This is a genomic window from Leptospira ognonensis, assembly GCF_004770745.1.
GTDB lineage: Bacteria > Spirochaetota > Leptospiria > Leptospirales > Leptospiraceae > Leptospira_A > Leptospira_A ognonensis.
In genome coordinates, this window is sequence record NZ_RQGD01000034.1 from 370,638 (window position 1) to 386,103 (window position 15,466).

The following is a 15,466-nucleotide window of genomic DNA, read 5'->3' on the forward strand; positions in this document are numbered from 1 at the left end:
ATGACTTCCTTTTCTGAAATTGATTTCTACTTGGATCGATTGTATCCGAATCGTTTAAGTTTGAATCCAGAAAAAAATGTAACAAACTCATTCCTCCAAATAGAATCATTTCTGAAACCTTTTGGATTAACAGATGAGCATTTGAAATTAGTAGCTGAAAATACACTGCTCATAGTTGAAAGTGCGGTTTTCCATTTTCCGGAAAATATTTTTTGGGATTTTGATTTTTTAATTTTTCGTTTAACGGAAAACTCACTTTTTTCCTCAGACTTCAAAGAAACTTTCTTGACGCTTTCAAATCAAATACTCAAAATATTTGCATTGTTTGGTGCTCATTCTTCCATACAATTTCGTTACATTCATGATTTGATTTACGGATATGATTGGTTGAAGTGGATGTTAGAGAAAAGGTTGTTGGATGAGAATGCAGATCCCTTTGGAATGCCGTTTTTGAACTACATCCACGCACGCGGTGAGGAACTCGTGTGTCTCATTCAGAAAAATGATAAGGACTATCCTCAAATAAAGGGTGTATATCGAAACCCCTTCTTGTTTTCGAGGACGAGCGAAGAAGAGATCAAATTACACAAAGATTTGAGCTCATCGGGAAATATACCGATTGAAGCTTGGAGTATCATCGCCACACCACGATCAGACAAAAATTACTCAATGATACGATTGGAAAGATCAAAAGAGTTGGGAATTGGAAAAAATTTTCTTCCAGGATCGCACAAGATCTAATTATAATTAATTATGGATATAGGAATTACCATCTTCGGGGTGGGTAGATTTACGCCAACTTTACTCTCTCTTGTGATATTTGTTTACCTATTGCAAAGGAAACAGAAAGAGATTGGTACGATATGGTTTACTTATTATTTTTTCTTTTTAACGATTTTTAATTTTGGATATCTATTCGGCTATAGTATGAACGAGCCGTCAGGCCGGTTTGGCTGGTATCTTGCCTGCTCTATCGTTTTTGCAGCAGCGTCGAGGTTGCAAATTTCTTTTACATTTCCTTATGAGGTGTATAGCAGATTCAGGAAAATCATGCTCATCACTTCGTTTTGCATTGGATCGCTTTCCATTCTTGATTATCTTGTAAGAGCCGCGGGATCATATAACTTTGCATTTTCCACACATTCTTTTGGCAGCAAATATAGTTCTCTTTTTATCCCTTTTTCTAGTTTTCTTTTCTATTCGCTAAGCATTATGATTAGTCTGTTTCGAGTGCTGAGAATCATCCGACATGCAAAAGGCAATGGATTACAAAAAAAAATAAAGCATGCCTGGTTTCAAAGCTCTGAACTTCCAATTTCTCTTTCACTTATAGGTATCACGATTGCCGAAGTATCTTTAACTGTTTTTTATTTCTTAACGGTTAATCAGATATTCAAAACGAACGTACTTGCAGAAATTTTAAACCTGGGAGGACTACTCATTTTCGTTGGATATTCCTTTGTCTATTCATCCTCGGCTTCAGGAAGGATTGGAATTATCACTCGCCTAATAGGGATTACTCTAGTTTCATTTCTCGTTGTACTACATTCTGTTACTAGATTTTATCAGGAGCAACTGATTCAAGGTTTCGAAAACCATTTAATCGACCAAACCAGAACAAATTTTTTTATGAAAGATGGAGGTTTAAAAAGGAATCCCATTTATACCATCGCATTGGAACAAAAGGACGAAAAGTCAGAAACAGTAAATGCTATCATCCGGCAAGAATTCGCGAATGCGATATCTGATGACCGATTTCATTATTTTAATCTCGGAACCTATCGTTTAGCAGCGGTGAAATTCTCAATTGGGGATCAAACTGTTTTAGGTATCATACCTTACGATGAATATAGAATCCAGATACATAAAATTCTTTATCCTTCTTTGCTCTTTTTTTCTCTTGTGGCACTATTGATTTTATTTGCCTTTCCGCTTCTGTTTCGAGCAAACTTTAGCATACCACTCAATAATCTCATGAAGGATCTTTCGGAAATCAGTCCAGGTTCATTCAAAAAAGGGGTGGTGCCTGTCGCGGATGAAATTGTTCGTTTGCGGAAATCATTCTTACAAATGGCTGAGTTAATAAAAAAAGCAAAAGGCAACATGCCAGAAGTATCCTCTCAAATTGAAATTCTTGATAAAATATTGAACTTGGAGTCTCAAAAAATTCAAGTAGGTAACCAAACGTTGGTTTACCGAAGTCAAGCAGTTCGTAAAACTCTTGATGAAGTTTCACAAGCAAGTCGTTATCGTTATCCCATTTTAATCACAGGAGAAACTGGAACGGGAAAGGAGCTAATTTCCAAGCTGATACATGAATCAAGTGAAGAAGCAAAAGGCCCCTTTGTCGCGATCAATTGTGCAACTCTGCCAGAAAGTTTATGGGAGTCGGAAATATTTGGACATAGGAAAGGCTCCTTCACGGACGCGAGAAGTGATAGAAAAGGTAGGATTTTAGAAGCGAGCGGTGGTTCTGTATTTTTTGATGAAATAGGAGAGATGCCCTTATCGATTCAGGCAAAGATGTTACGATTGCTTCAAGAGAACACCTTTAGTCCGATAGGTTCTGATCTTACGCTGAAGGCAGAGTGTAGATTTATTTTTGCAACTAATCGTAATTTAGATGAGATGGTAAAACAAAAATCATTTCGCGAGGATTTGCTCTACCGCATTCGAGTGATACCGATTTCTCTTCCGGCTTTGCGGGACCGAGTGGAGGACATTCCTGATCTGATCAGATTCTTTGTAGACCGTTTTGCAATCCAGTATCAAATCAAATCCCCAGAAATCGACACCCAGTTAATGCAAAGGTTAGTCGCCTATTCTTGGCCAGGAAATATCCGCGAAATGGAAAATACTGTCATCCGCGCCATGGCCAGTCATAAGGAAGGGGCGCTGAGTTTGGATCATTTTCAAAATCTATCCATTGGCCGTATTCTTATGGAGAACGAGAAACCTTTGGGAGACGATCTTTTGATGTCTTCCTCCTATGAGGAGCAGGTCCAAAGGTTTGCAAAGAATTTGATCGCATCTGTCTACAAACAATGTAAAGGAAATGTGACAAAAACAGCCAAAGTTCTCTCCATGAAGAGGACCACTCTACGCTACCAATTGATTGAACTCGGTATTTTGGACCCGAAAAAATGATAAATTATTGACGATAGTCAAATTTTTGACGTCAAGAAATTGACAATATATCTTTGTTTGCCCGACAAATTCCGTAAAATGCCTCTTTTTTGTTGAGAAAGACATGTTTGTGTCAATTGGCACGATCCTTGCTATCCTATGTTCCGAACCCGAGATCATTTCGGAAGGAAGGGAAAATATATGAAACGTATCAGTCGCTTGGTAGCCATTTTTTTGGTATTAGGATTAGAGCAGATAGCTGCCGAAAAAGTAATTTATACCCATGGTATGAATTTAGTCGAATCGAATGAAGCCTGTCAGGATACACGTATTGGCGAAAGTGCTAAGTGCGGAGTTTGGAAAGGAATCACTCCGGTTGGTGATTACATTCTCGTAGGCTATGATGGGAGAAAAGACCCTCTCTTATCCGAACCAACTTCGGGTACCGTTCGCTTACTGCAAATGTTGAATAAATACTGTAGAAGAGACCAAGGCCAATCTTGTCGACTTGTGAATGAGTCACTCGGCGGATTTACGGCTGCAGCAACGATTTCAAAATACAACCAAAATGGAATCTATAATATCCTATATGCGACACAATTAGTTTCCGCGGAAGGAGGATCAGAAATAGCAAGCCTTGGTGACACAGCGATCAATATCCTCAGAGCTGTATTTAATATCAATAGTGGTCCACTTGATGATCTTGCTGATTCAAGATCTGCAATCCAAGCACTCGTAGTAACAAAGGCTAGATCCTCTTTTGATCATAACCGAAACAATGGTTCGATGTTTTACCACTTGGCGGCAACCAAATCAATTTTTATAGCAGAGCCTTTTTTGCCTGGCCAAGACGACTCCCTTGTTGCTATGCATAGTTCCTGTGGCTACAGATCATCTGGCGCATTTTCAAAGTGTATGGGCGAGAAGGTAAAGTCCTGTGATTTATGCTTCTGGGAAAGAGCAGTCAATGTAACTCCATTTGAAGGTCATAAGATGCACCCTCTCTTGCCCAACACAGGAATCGATATCGGTCACATGCAAGGACATGATGACACAAAATTCCAGGGCACAATCCAATAAAATTCACCGACTCACCTAGTGAGAGAATTCTCACTAGGTACTTTTTACTTCAAAGTTATAGGAAGAAAAAATGAATAGAAATGAAAAAACAATCTTGCTCTTTTCCGGAATAGCCATCCTCTTTGGTGCTATCTTTTTCTTCCATAGCAATCAACGGTTTACGCTAGGCAAATCATCTCCGACTACGAGCACAGATCCATACGGGCTTCAGGATCCTTCTCTTAAAATTCCGGAGAACGTGCCAGTAGAAGAGGGTAGGCAAGTGCTCAATTCAGATTTTGAAGTCGATATTGAAGAAGTCATAGAAGATTACTCGGAATGGTCAAAATATCCACCAAATAGTCGACCGTTGCGGTTAACACATGTCGATGTTTTAAATCCTCGCATCATACCTGTCAGTATCCAAGAGATGCCAATGATTCAGAAAGGTGAAATTAAAAATTCAGGCTACTCCTGCCATTTGCAACCCGAATATCATACGGTCACAGAATCGATGTTTTTAAATATTTTTTTAAGCTGTTATCAATCCAATACGGATCGTAAACAAAAACTGAAAATTGACACTACCAAAATCGAAGGCAGGGCAGGAAAAAATCGATTCTATCCTCCAGCCGTTTCGGGCAATGATGCAGGATTTGAAGGAGATAGAATCGCAAAGGATCTGATATATACTTTTCAATTTAGACCTCAACTGAGTGATTGGGGCGATATGAGTCTGACGGTTCAGTTCTTTATCGAGGGAGATCCGAATAAAAATAAATACTCTCTCACACATCACTTTTTTTCATCACCGGTTGCCCCAGCCAAATTTACCGGGAAGTTTTTTGATCGAATCGATGAAGGTTCCTTGCTTGTTGATGTAGAAGTACAAGTTAATGAACCCGGTATCTATACGATTGAGGCCAATCTTATGTCGGAAAATGAAGAGCCGATCGGATATTCAAGAAGCGATAAAAAATTAACCGGAGGAAAGCAAATAATCACATTACAATTTTTTGGGAAAATCATAGCCTCATCGAGAGAATCTGGTCCATATAAATTAACGAACGTTCGAGGCACTTTGAACACAGATGTGATTCAAGATGATCTATTGACAAAATCGCCCGCAGAAGTTGATAGAATTTTGAGTAAGATATCGGATGATAGACCAAAACATAAAACCATTCCGTATTTTGAAGGCACCTATACCACGGAGGCCTATACTCTGAGTGAATTTAGTGATAAGGATTATGACTCTCCCGAAAAAAGGCAGAGGCTTGCGGATTTAAAAATGTTACGAAAATAGATCACTCCATTTTTGAAGTTGTCAGGTGGAGGAAACTTCTGGCAATTGGAGAAGGTGGCGGCTAAGTTAGAACGATTAGATAAAGTGCTCTCAAATCTTGGTTTCGGCTCAAGAACTGATGTTAAACGAGATTTAAGTAAGGGTCTTGTTCAGGTAAATGGTAGTATCATAAAAGATGGCTCTAGGAAAGTGAGCCTTCTGGATAAAATTATTTTTGGCGAAGAAGAATTGGTCAGAAATGAATATTATTATTTTATGATGAATAAGGCGCCCGATTGTATAACGGCAACGGAGGACCCTAAAGAAAAAACTGTTATGGAATATCTGAACGGTAGACACAGGCAAATGAATCTATTCCCTGTCGGCAGACTCGACAAGGAAACTGAAGGTCTGCTCATCTTTACGACGGATGGAAATTTTGCTCACCACTATACATCTCCGAAACATCTCATCGATAAAGAATATTATGCAGAAGTTGAGGGAAGCTTGACTGATGCAGATGTAGAAGCATTTGCAGCGGGGATAGAACTTGACGATGGATACGTGACTCTCCCCGGAAAATTGGAAATCCTCGCGTCTGATGTAAATTCGAAGGCAAAGGTCATTATCCGGGAAGGAAAATACCGACAAATTCGCCGAATGTTTGTTACACTTGGTAAAACAGTTACTTACCTGAGAAGGGAAAAAATGGGGGCCATTCAATTGGATCCAAATTTGCGGGTCGGTGATTATAGGGAGCTTACAAAAGACGAGATTTCACTTTTAGATAGAATTTAAATTATCTTTCCTTACTTGAATTCTACGAATAAAGATTGCCAATTCGCATTCAAAGTGTGAAATCATCCCCATGGTACTGAGCACGTTTCTTTCCGATTTTCTCTTATCCTTTGTTTCGTTTTATATGGCGTACAGATTTAAAGGTTTATCTTCGATTTCGGCACGCGCCGCTTTGTATGCTTTCGCGATCATTGGAATTTCTGCGGGACTTGGTAGCATCCATTTTCTCGGCATCCATACACTCGATCCTATTTATCGTTTTTTTGTTGGTCTTTCTGGTTGTGTTGGGGTTCCCTTACTTGGAGTTAGCTTTTTCCATTTCGGATTCAAAGCCCTAACGGAAAAATTGTTTTTTTTCAAAATCGCTGCACTCTTTGTTATCTTCCTCCTCATTACTTATTTTTATGCCGTTCCCATCTATCCGACACTCGTGGGAGCGATTTCGATGCTGATCATCATCATTGTTAGCATCCAGAAATTTTCGCGAGAAAAGTCTGGGGCTTTTTATGGTTTCGCTGGAGCCATTTTATTCATTCTCGCAGGTCTTGTGATTGGCACGAGTGGATCTCGCGGTGGAATTTTAAATGTCGATATTTTTCACGTCATGCTTGCGATTGCTAACTTTTGTTTGGGCAATGCGATCCTCAGGTTGAAGTAGAACTTTTCAAGTTTCTATTTCATTTTTCGATAAATCTCTCCACCCGAGATAAAAATTCGGGTGGCGCTTTTCTAGGTCTTGAAGTAGAAAGTGCCACAAAGAGTTGTTCATCACGCATCGATGCCAAAGTTTCACCAGATTCGCTGATGATATCCTGGCGGAAATAAAAACGTATTTTCTCAAACCGATCAATCCAACTCAGAAGTGTGATTTTAGTTCCAGGCTCTGGGAGTTTATAAATTTGAATTTCTCCACCCATAAAGAAGGTAGTCGAATCGGTTTCTTTTATGAGTTTCAAATCTACGATTTCTTTGAAGAATAGAAATCGACCTTCCTCAAACACCTTCCAAATGGACTCGGAAGGTAAATTCCAAAAACAACTCATATCACTAAATGGAATGGGGATGAGGTGTGTGGCAGTAGTTTGTTCTTTCTTTCTCGGATGAATCTGTGATGCTTGCCAGTTTTCTTTGAGCAAGGGGACAGACTCCAAAATGAGTTTTTTCCCTTCGCTATTTTTTAGATAGGCTGTAGCAAAAAGTTCGCATACTTTTTTGGCAGATTGGTCTTGGATGAGATGGTGAAAGTGTAAGTTTCCTTCTTCGGTACGACTGAGACTCGTGATGATGTCGAGGAGTGCCCCGGCAAATTGTTGACTTAAGAACCGAACAAAAGTAGAACCTGATACAAATTCGATTCCCTGCTCGAGGCAGGCATGTACACCATAGCCGAGATCCTCCAAAATGGAAAAACGACCATCATAACTGAATCGTTCATAGGTTCGACTCGTGACATGCCGGTTCCAATCTAAATCGTAGATATGGGTATGGAGGGAGATCGTTTTTTGCAAGGACATGAACTCAAGAGAACACTGTTACTTTTTCTGTAAAGTATAAGTTTTTAGAAAGAAAATGACATTTTCTGGTACAATGATTCCATTGCTCTCATGGTATCTAAAATAAAACCCATCTTCCAATTCTCTTTTCTTTTTTTATTTATCACTATTTCCTTATTTTCTGAAACAGTAGTGATGCGGTCAGGGAAATCCTTAGAAGGAAAGATCGTTGAACAAACGAGTGATATTATCATTATCCTAGACAAGAAAGGTGTTAAGCGATCGATTTCTAAGCGTGTTGTTTATAAAGTCTTATACAATGCATCCGAAAAGGAAAAATTGAAAGTTGAAGAGAATGCGAGAGCATTACTCGAAAAAGAAAAAGCCGCCAAAGATGCCATCGCTGCTGAAGAATTGCGAAAATTAGAGGAAGAGAGATTGCTCGAGTTAGAGACAGTTCTTGAGAAAAATCGAATCCCCGTCGGTGAATCAGAAGAAACCATGATGGAGTATAAAAGGCGAATCGGTGAACTCGAAGCGAAAGTGAAAGACATGGAAGATTTCCTGGGTCGCAGAACCGACTGGCGTGCCTATTATGCGACTCCGCGCAGCGAATGGGATTTGGTAAAACGTTCAGCAGTTTTACCAGGATGGGGACATCATTATGCGAAGGAAGATTCCATCGGATCGGCATACACCAGTTTGTTTTTCACCTCGTTTGCGTTATATCTTGGATCTAAAGCAGCAGTTAGGAACACAAAAAACGAATTGGCTGCAGATGCCGTCGAAATTACAGTCATCCAACCTATTTTCAATTCTGCTCTCGTCTCGCTTTCTCCGGCAGATACCCAAGCAGCCGTTGGTAACTTTCTAAGTGTGCAAACTTATGAAAAGATGAACAAATTTCAGAAAGATTCCTCTGAGTATGGTCAGTTAAAATCAGCATCTGGAAATTTAGAAAAAATTACGATCGCTTTGTACCTGGGCCAACTGGTTCATTCTTATTTCACGGGAAGGACCTGGGCAGAACTCAATCGACAAAAAACAGAAACGGAGTTCCAAACGACTACATTTCATCTTCGTACCATCCAAGAACCTTCTAACCCTGTTTTGTATGCGAACCAAAGGCCCAATCGCATTGAGATGGATTTCTCCTACCATTATTGATTGCCATTAATGAGGGTGAGGAAGGAAATTTAATTTGGAAAGTATAATTATATTTTTTGGAATCCTCGTTGCTTTTGTGGTCATCGCAAAAATCGTAAATGCGATCAAGGGAGTTAAGGCAAGTTATATAGATTCTTTCCGTCTGGATTCCGAGGAGCAAACTCTTTTTGAAGAAAAAGAGGGAGATTTCTATTCTGTCTCTAAACTTGGACAAGCCAAAATCATGTCGTTTGCTCGCTTGAAGAGAACCCATGCTATCTTTACTTCAAAGCGTATCATCATTGGACAAAAAGCTTTCCTAAGTAAAAAGTATATGATCACTCATATCTTATATTATGATACGACTGGGCATCTGGGAAAAGAACTAACGGAGATAACGGGTGGGCTCTATTCGCTTGGGTATCAAGTTTTTTCCATCCTTAAAGATCAGATTACACCTGAAAAGGATGGAAATAAGTCCTATCTAAAACTAATCCCGGTTCCAACAACAAGTGCTACAAATGTAGAACATATGCGAATTTATTCTGATGGAAATTTAACAAAATTGGTGGAAGGTTTACAAGTATGAAGGTTATCGTTAAACATTTTAAATGGATCATGATTTTTTCTGGCGTGATCACGTGCAGTATGTTTTTATCACTTTTTTCTCCTCAGGCAGGTCTCCTGACTACGTTTGGAGCGACCCTTGAAGGTGATCTTTCGAACATTGTTGTACGAAATTGGGGAGCACTAATCGGAATGGTGGGATGCCTCCTGGTTTATGGGGCATACCATCTGGAGAGCCGACCTTTGGTTCTTGCCATTGCCATCTTCAGTAAATCCATTTTCATCTTTCTTGTGTTAATTTTTGGACAGGCATATTTAGAAAAAGCCGCACTCGCAGTGGTCTTTGATTCGATTGTTATCCTTCTGTTTTCAATCTATCTATATAGCCAAAGAAAGGTTCAGTAACGCCAAATTAACTCATTACTTTGTTATACCTAAGTTTCTTTTGATCGTTTATCTTAAGCAACTTAGGTCTTTCGAAGGAAACCTTGCTGCCATCAAAACGGAAGGTTGAGCTGTTCTGTGATGAGTTGGTCAAAATCTTCGAAACTGGCAAAGGCCGCCCAAACTTCTTTGAAAGAACTGAGTAACATCTTTCGATAGTATTCCTTATCGAATCGTATCTTTGCGTTAGGTGGTCTGGATTGCAATACCTCCTCAGCCGTGTATCTATTTTCCTTACTCCCTGCGCGTCTATTTGTCACAATGTAACGTATCTTTTCTCCCGCCTGCACATGCATTCCCATTTCTTTAAGTTGCAATAGAGATAGTGAAGTGGCTCCGTCCACTTCATACTCTTCAGGTTCCTGAGAAGTGGATCGTTGGATGAGAAGTTCTTTCCAAGATACGGTTTCTTTTTGGAGCATCTCATCATACTTGTGATAGATGGCAAGGATGGTATCTTCTTCTTTTTTGATTTCCTCGACACTGACAAACTGACACATCCAATTGACGATTTCCAATTGGGCCTTACGAATGAAGATCGGTAGGTCTTTTCTCCTGGAACCGATCCCCCTTGATTTTAAGACTCCAGTTTCAAACCTTCCCATATAACGATTTGCCACTGGCATCTTAGAGTCGCTTGTGGAAGGTGGAAAGAGTAGCCAAGTATAGACACCATCAGCATCAATTTTGACTTTCGTCCTTTTTTCAATTTCGATACAGAGAGCTTGTATCTCTTCCTTCGTGAATGGTGAGTGGTCTTCTTTTTGGATGAAGATGCTATCGGTGATGGCATGTATGAGTAAATATCCGTTTTCTTCAGCGACATCTTTTGCAGTTAATAATTTCTCTCGCCCAAAGGCTGTTACAGATTCGTGGCTTTCTAGGCGACCAAATTTGGCATTACGGTAGCCCAAGTATCCGAAGGAAGTGACAAGCATCCATTTTAAGCTCGACTGTTTGGCGTTATATGTTTCAGAGAGCTCTCCTGTGGTTTCTTTTTTTCTCTGTTTGTAGTAGGCTCTTCGTTCCAAAACATGAGCAAGGGCTTCCGATACGATCCCTCTACGCCTGTTGCAAATGGTATATCCGAGCTTCGGAACCTGCGGAACTAAAGGGTCGTTCGTGCAACAAAGGCAATTTACACATTCCGGCGAGATGTTGTGGATTACCATAATGCTTGGATACATTTGTGCAAAGTCGAGTTGGGCGACATTTTCCCTAACGTTCCCAAGCGTGATGTCCGGCTGAAAAACAAGACCGCCACGGTCCGCGTTAAGTAGTTGTAAGGCGGACTTCGGAGCTTCGACAGCGCTCTTTTGCCATGGTACTAAATACTGCATACGCAATGCCACATCTGTTTCGATATAGGTAAGAGCCTTGCCTGTGGAAGCTCGGGCCATTTTTTGGATCGGCAATCTTGAAAGCCTAGAGAGTTCAATGATTCCGAGTAAATCTGCTTCCTTAAATACAAAACTATTGCGCGAATCGATATGCCAACGACCAAACAAAGGATAGGAGGGGGCTCGAAAGATCATGGCTCCATAGGTGTTAAAACTAGAACCCTTGGTTTGGATTTGTCTGCGGATCGGAGCGGTACGATCACGGTCAAAATTGGTAGGGAATTTCAATCTTTGGGCATGGGTAAACAGATAAGGGAAAATCACCTGATCTCCGTAAGCGGTAAGAACTATGTCAGGGTCTTCCTTCTCAAAAATAGCATTGATCTTTTGTAGAATTTCGAGTGGATGTTTGCTCCGAATCACATAACGAGCATTTGATAATTCAATCAGGAGAGAATTTTGTTCGATGGAGATCCTTTGGCTTTTTTCCAAAGACAAGGACATGATCTTCAAGGGTGGGATATTGTATTCTAAATCTTTGATACTTGTCAGAGAGGAGATGGAGATGATTTTATTTTCGCTACCCACAGCTTCTGATACGATCTGCAAATGGGCAAGGGGAAAGATGTCATGATCCACCATGTAGCTGATCGGAACTTCAATGTCTGAATGGTAGATATCAAATTTATCATACAAGGCATAGAGTTTTGCCGTGATTTTAGGGAGGAGAGAGGGTCTTAAAATAACAAGTTTTAGAACCTGGACTTTTTTGTTTTCGTAAAATAAAATTTTCTCTTCAAAGGTTGGGATCTCCGCCAAAGCATTGAGCTCATAGAATCTTTTGACTAACTTTCGCAGAATTTCAGGTGCACCCCGTGCATAAATGGTAGGGTGGTAATGATCGAAAAAAAGTTTTGTTTTCCCTTCACGATCCTTGGTCCAGATGTATATTTTATCTTCGGTGTGGTAGATGTCGAAGAGATAACCTGTAGTTTGTGATGTATTGGTTCTCACGTTCTTTTCTCTATACAGCGGACTTCCCTTGTGTTTCTTTTAGTTGTTTGATTTCCTTTTGTAAGACTCCCATTTCTTTTTTGAGTTGGATGACCATGGTGAGGAGCATCGAGTCGATCGGATAGGGAGAAGCGGCCATGACACCAGCTTGTACTTGGAGTTTGGCTGTACGGAGGAGCTCATCAAAAATCTCTTGGTCCGATTTTCGAAGGGCACGTCTGAATTCTCCCAGACTGTCTTCGATCTGCAAAACTTGGCGAGAGTAGGGGGCAATGGTTCTTCCCATACTTAAGCGACCAGATGGGTTTTGCGGACTTTGATCCGAGAGAGGCCTTCTTCGGTTTGGAGCTCCCAAAGGTCACGGGAGGCACCGAGAAGTTTCGGGAAAAAAGTTTGGAAATTTTTATGTTTGTAACGGACCGATTCCACAACAAGCAGAGGTATCTGGCGTGCATGAAACTCTTCGAGACAGGTTAGCATCTTATGAAGTAAAAACAAACCTTCGTCGTCCTTCACATCCCCATCTAAGAACTGTTTGCAGGGGGCAAGTAAAAAATAGACCGTATTTTCTGATTCTTTTTTGAGAATGCTTTTTAATGTATCCAGAATTTGGTAGGGAGTGAAAGCCCTTTGGACAAATATCTTTTCTAGGAGTGGTTCTGGGGCGATGTTTTGTTTTCTGGTTTCGTTTGTGATCACAAACGGATTGAAACGAATGGCACAGTCCAAGTTGAAAACATTGAACCCAGAAATGGCAAAGGCATATTCCCAATGCAGCGCGAGCCTATAGATTCCCTTTTCACCCGTAAGTAACCCCATGCCTTTCCTATCCCATTTGAGAATGGGGGCATACATATCGGACTCACGGAAAGAAAGAGGAGCGCTCGCCATGAATACTATATAAATGTTTGGTATAAATTTGTAAAGTGAAATTGGATGGGAGGGGAAACATAAAGAGGGAAGTCCTGGGAATTTTATTCCCTTCATGTTTCTTTAGTTTTTTTGTAATCGAAATTAAACAGAACGAAGATTGGTGACATAATCAAAAATTAATTTCAAATGCACTGACATTCGTTAGGTGTTTTGTGGTATCTCGATTCGCAGGAATCCGTTTTATCCTTGCCTCTCACTCATCCGCTCCCTCATCTATTAAATCATGAATCCAATCTTATGGTTAAATGCATCCTTTACTTTTATGCTCATGGGACTAATCTGGACCATCCAACTGGTGCATTACCCTCTCTTTGCAAAGGTCGGAAAAGCGGAATTTTCACTCTATCATTCCGCTCATTCCACGCAAATAACCAGACTCGTCTTGCCGCTCATGCTTGTAGAATTGTTCACCTCGATCTATATCGTTTTCTATATACATGAGACAAAATATTATGAGCAGAGTATCGGCCTTGTTTGTCTTGGCATTGTTTGGGTATCCACCTTTGTTTTGCAAGTGCCTCTACATAACCGACTGAGCGGAGGCTTTGATCCTTCTTTGGTTCGGTCATTGGTAAATACAAATTGGATCCGAACCATTGCTTGGACGGTTAAAGGTTTATTCTTTTTGCTTTCCCTTTGGTGATCAGATAGAAAAAAAGGAATATGACTTTGACTCGAATAAAACATAGATTTTTTTTAATGATTGTAATCCAACTATCTTTCCTTGGCCCCATGCAGGCTCTATCTAATTACGAAATCGGGGACAAGTTATCCGTGTTAAGCGAAAAAGGATTGAACCTACGAGAGTCGTCGTCTCCGGATGGGAAAAAATTGACTCTCGTTCCTTATGGAGCGAGTATTACTGTCGTTGGCTTGCATCCGGACGCTACCTTTACCACAGAGGGAATCTCGGGTAGATGGGTTGAGATCCTGTATAAATCCTACAAAGGGTTCGTGTTTGATGGATACCTCAGTGCGTTTGCTGCTCCGCAAAAGGGATGTCGCAGTTTTAAAGAGTATCTATCTAAAGCCGTGGGACCTGGGAAAAAAGAAACAGTAGCGGCTGGGGATTACGAAGGACAATCGGCCATTCGATACGGTAAAAACATTTTGTACATGGGAGAGGGTGGAGATACCTTTGCTCTTTATTTCCCTGGCATCTCTATCGAAGAATTGTTTTTAATCGGAAAACTTTGCAGAGAAGTAAGAGCAAAAAAATTAGCTCTAGAGGGAAGTGGTGAGTTTTCAGAAGGATTCGGAAATTTAGAAAACCGAATGTATTTGGATGAAAATGGCGTGGTCATCTTCCGTCGCACGCTATAGCTATTAAAGGGAGCAGCAGTGAGAGTATGTGGCATAGATTGGAAAAATTTCTTTTTATGCCCCATACCAAAGGAAACAGAATTCACATTTAGCGATTAGATCAAAATGTGATGTGCTTTAAAAACTTTTTTAGCAAGAGCCACGAGTTCATTGTCTGTGGGATGGTCTACGGTTTCCACACCAATGATATGTTTTGCTACTTCTTTGTTATGTTCTTCTAAATACTTTTTGAAATGTTCTTTGCCGAGCCCCGGACCCACGAGGAGAATTTCTTTAAAATGTGATAAATCACTTGTTAGTTTGTGAAAGTATTTTTTCTCATCTTCCTTTCCCGCACCGTCTGTGTGGTGGTGGGTATGGTGTTCTTTGCGGTCCACTTTGTGACCTTCTTTAGTGTGTTCGGTAAATTCGAAAATTTTAGCGTGTTTGTTATCAAGCCATACAATCGCATGCGACATGGATCACTCTCCTGACACAGAAATAGGTGTCTGTGTCAGAGTAGGACCAAATCCGAGGAACGCACGAGGAAAATGGCGGCAGGTAGCTACCAAAGGATTGATATTCGTCAACTTGTTTTGTCTGCGAACGAGGGCGCATCGGAATCGAAAGTAGAGGAGGCATCCCTTTTTACATTCCGACCAGGCTATCCGCTCCAATCTTTGCTTTCGCAAAGGATTTCCGCTGCTATCCTTTGCGCAGGGTCTGATTTTTATTTTTCCATTCACCATACCGCACTGTTTAATACCTATGATTGTATCACTGTTGGTTGGTTGAACCCAGTTCTCCACAAATGGAAGTTCTCAGTTTGCATTCGATTTCTTGCCGAAAAGACAATTGGCAAATGGGCTGTCCTCACAAAAGGATCGAGAGGCAAATGGATCTAAGGAATTAGAATCAAACAAATTCTTTACTCGACACTGATTATCTGGTATGAAATC

At 40.4% G+C, this 15,466-nt stretch carries 17 protein-coding genes; 12 read left to right on the forward strand and 5 right to left on the reverse strand.

Translation table 11 applies throughout. From position 1 onward, the window contains the following. From EHQ58_RS12210 to EHQ58_RS12235, 6 genes are all read left to right on the forward strand, one after another. Positions 1 to 741, forward strand: coding sequence for a hypothetical protein (locus tag EHQ58_RS12210; protein WP_135624157.1), 741 nt, complete (start codon positions 1 to 3; stop codon positions 739 to 741). Positions 742 to 753: 12 nt separating this feature from the next. Further along, on the forward strand, positions 754 to 3,147 hold the full coding sequence (locus EHQ58_RS12215) for a sigma-54-dependent transcriptional regulator (RefSeq protein WP_135624158.1): 2,394 nt from the start codon (positions 754 to 756) through the stop codon (positions 3,145 to 3,147). 180 nt (positions 3,148 to 3,327) lie between these two features. Next, a complete protein-coding gene (locus tag EHQ58_RS12220) occupies positions 3,328 to 4,206 on the forward strand; it encodes a hypothetical protein (protein WP_135624159.1) in 879 nt (292 codons plus the stop codon). 70 nt (positions 4,207 to 4,276) lie between these two features. Further along, complete coding sequence (locus tag EHQ58_RS12225) at positions 4,277 to 5,491, forward strand: hypothetical protein (RefSeq protein WP_135624160.1); 1,215 nt, start codon at positions 4,277 to 4,279, stop codon at positions 5,489 to 5,491. Between the two features lie 54 nt (positions 5,492 to 5,545). Continuing rightward, a complete protein-coding gene (locus EHQ58_RS12230; RefSeq protein WP_135624307.1) occupies positions 5,546 to 6,268 on the forward strand; it encodes a pseudouridine synthase in 723 nt (240 codons plus the stop codon). Between the two features lie 70 nt (positions 6,269 to 6,338). Continuing rightward, complete coding sequence (locus EHQ58_RS12235; RefSeq protein ID WP_135624161.1) at positions 6,339 to 6,926, forward strand: DUF6962 family protein; 588 nt, start codon at positions 6,339 to 6,341, stop codon at positions 6,924 to 6,926. Positions 6,927 to 6,945: 19 nt separating this feature from the next. Here the strand turns inward: EHQ58_RS12235 and EHQ58_RS12240 are convergent, their stop codons facing one another. Further along, positions 6,946 to 7,782, reverse strand: a complete 837-nt coding sequence (locus EHQ58_RS12240; RefSeq protein WP_135624162.1) for a thioesterase family protein — start codon at positions 7,780 to 7,782, stop codon at positions 6,946 to 6,948. A gap of 90 nt (positions 7,783 to 7,872) precedes the next feature. On the opposite strand from EHQ58_RS12240, the gene EHQ58_RS12245 reads away from it, so the two are divergent. The 3 genes from EHQ58_RS12245 to EHQ58_RS12255 are packed head-to-tail and all read left to right on the forward strand — an operon-like array spanning position 7,873 to position 9,879. Next, positions 7,873 to 8,928, forward strand: a complete 1,056-nt coding sequence (locus EHQ58_RS12245) for an LA_0442/LA_0875 N-terminal domain-containing protein (protein ID WP_135624163.1) — start codon at positions 7,873 to 7,875, stop codon at positions 8,926 to 8,928. A 34-nt stretch (positions 8,929 to 8,962) separates the two neighbouring features. Beyond that, positions 8,963 to 9,496, forward strand: coding sequence for a hypothetical protein (locus EHQ58_RS12250; RefSeq protein ID WP_135624164.1), 534 nt, complete (start codon positions 8,963 to 8,965; stop codon positions 9,494 to 9,496). Continuing rightward, the gene (locus EHQ58_RS12255; protein WP_135624165.1) at positions 9,493 to 9,879 is read left to right on the forward strand and encodes a hypothetical protein; all 387 of its coding nucleotides are present in this window, start codon (positions 9,493 to 9,495) and stop codon (positions 9,877 to 9,879) included. The genes EHQ58_RS12250 and EHQ58_RS12255 overlap by 4 nt, the downstream gene beginning before the upstream one ends. Positions 9,880 to 9,971: 92 nt before the next feature. On the opposite strand, the gene EHQ58_RS12260 is transcribed toward EHQ58_RS12255, so the two are convergent. From EHQ58_RS12260 to EHQ58_RS12270, 3 genes are read right to left on the reverse strand one after another with little or no spacing between them, the layout of a single operon-like run. Continuing rightward, the gene (locus tag EHQ58_RS12260; RefSeq protein ID WP_135624166.1) at positions 9,972 to 12,272 is read right to left on the reverse strand and encodes a DNA polymerase domain-containing protein; all 2,301 of its coding nucleotides are present in this window, start codon (positions 12,270 to 12,272) and stop codon (positions 9,972 to 9,974) included. 10 nt (positions 12,273 to 12,282) lie between these two features. Further along, entirely contained in the window at positions 12,283 to 12,558 is a 276-nt protein-coding gene (locus EHQ58_RS12265; protein WP_135624167.1) for a DUF8156 family protein, read from the reverse strand. Between the two features lie 2 nt (positions 12,559 to 12,560). Further along, positions 12,561 to 13,163 carry a hypothetical protein gene (locus EHQ58_RS12270; protein WP_135624308.1) on the reverse strand — a complete coding sequence of 201 codons (603 nt, stop codon included), beginning with the start codon at positions 13,161 to 13,163 and terminating at the stop codon, positions 12,561 to 12,563. 265 nt (positions 13,164 to 13,428) lie between these two features. Here EHQ58_RS12270 and EHQ58_RS12275 point away from each other — a divergent pair, with 265 nt between their 5' ends. After that, the gene (locus tag EHQ58_RS12275; RefSeq protein WP_135624168.1) at positions 13,429 to 13,848 is read left to right on the forward strand and encodes a hypothetical protein; all 420 of its coding nucleotides are present in this window, start codon (positions 13,429 to 13,431) and stop codon (positions 13,846 to 13,848) included. 26 nt (positions 13,849 to 13,874) lie between these two features. Next, on the forward strand, positions 13,875 to 14,528 hold the full coding sequence (locus tag EHQ58_RS12280) for an SH3 domain-containing protein (RefSeq protein WP_167883621.1): 654 nt from the start codon (positions 13,875 to 13,877) through the stop codon (positions 14,526 to 14,528). 95 nt (positions 14,529 to 14,623) lie between these two features. On the opposite strand, the gene EHQ58_RS12285 is transcribed toward EHQ58_RS12280, so the two are convergent. Beyond that, positions 14,624 to 14,986, reverse strand: a complete 363-nt coding sequence (locus EHQ58_RS12285; protein WP_135624170.1) for an eRF1 domain 2 — start codon at positions 14,984 to 14,986, stop codon at positions 14,624 to 14,626. 72 nt (positions 14,987 to 15,058) lie between these two features. Between EHQ58_RS12285 and EHQ58_RS12290 the strand changes: the two genes are divergently transcribed. Then, a complete protein-coding gene (locus EHQ58_RS12290) occupies positions 15,059 to 15,412 on the forward strand; it encodes a hypothetical protein (protein ID WP_135624171.1) in 354 nt (117 codons plus the stop codon). Positions 15,413 to 15,466: the final 54 nt, after the last annotated feature.

Coding starts and splice junctions, on each gene's coding strand:
- EHQ58_RS12290 (WP_135624171.1), top strand. CDS start 15,059: ATGGCGGCAGGTAGCTACCAAAGGATTGATATTCGTCAACTTGTTTTG.
- EHQ58_RS12245 (WP_135624163.1), top strand. CDS start 7,873: ATGGTATCTAAAATAAAACCCATCTTCCAATTCTCTTTTCTTTTTTTA.
- EHQ58_RS12285 (WP_135624170.1), bottom strand. CDS start 14,986: ATGTCGCATGCGATTGTATGGCTTGATAACAAACACGCTAAAATTTTC.
- EHQ58_RS12270 (WP_135624308.1), bottom strand. CDS start 13,163: ATGGCGAGCGCTCCTCTTTCTTTCCGTGAGTCCGATATGTATGCCCCC.
- EHQ58_RS12255 (WP_135624165.1), top strand. CDS start 9,493: ATGAAGGTTATCGTTAAACATTTTAAATGGATCATGATTTTTTCTGGC.
- EHQ58_RS12235 (WP_135624161.1), top strand. CDS start 6,339: ATGGTACTGAGCACGTTTCTTTCCGATTTTCTCTTATCCTTTGTTTCG.
- EHQ58_RS12215 (WP_135624158.1), top strand. CDS start 754: ATGGATATAGGAATTACCATCTTCGGGGTGGGTAGATTTACGCCAACT.
- EHQ58_RS12225 (WP_135624160.1), top strand. CDS start 4,277: ATGAATAGAAATGAAAAAACAATCTTGCTCTTTTCCGGAATAGCCATC.
- EHQ58_RS12240 (WP_135624162.1), bottom strand. CDS start 7,782: ATGTCCTTGCAAAAAACGATCTCCCTCCATACCCATATCTACGATTTA.
- EHQ58_RS12210 (WP_135624157.1), top strand. CDS start 1: ATGACTTCCTTTTCTGAAATTGATTTCTACTTGGATCGATTGTATCCG.
- EHQ58_RS12265 (WP_135624167.1), bottom strand. CDS start 12,558: ATGGGAAGAACCATTGCCCCCTACTCTCGCCAAGTTTTGCAGATCGAA.
- EHQ58_RS12220 (WP_135624159.1), top strand. CDS start 3,328: ATGAAACGTATCAGTCGCTTGGTAGCCATTTTTTTGGTATTAGGATTA.
- EHQ58_RS12275 (WP_135624168.1), top strand. CDS start 13,429: ATGAATCCAATCTTATGGTTAAATGCATCCTTTACTTTTATGCTCATG.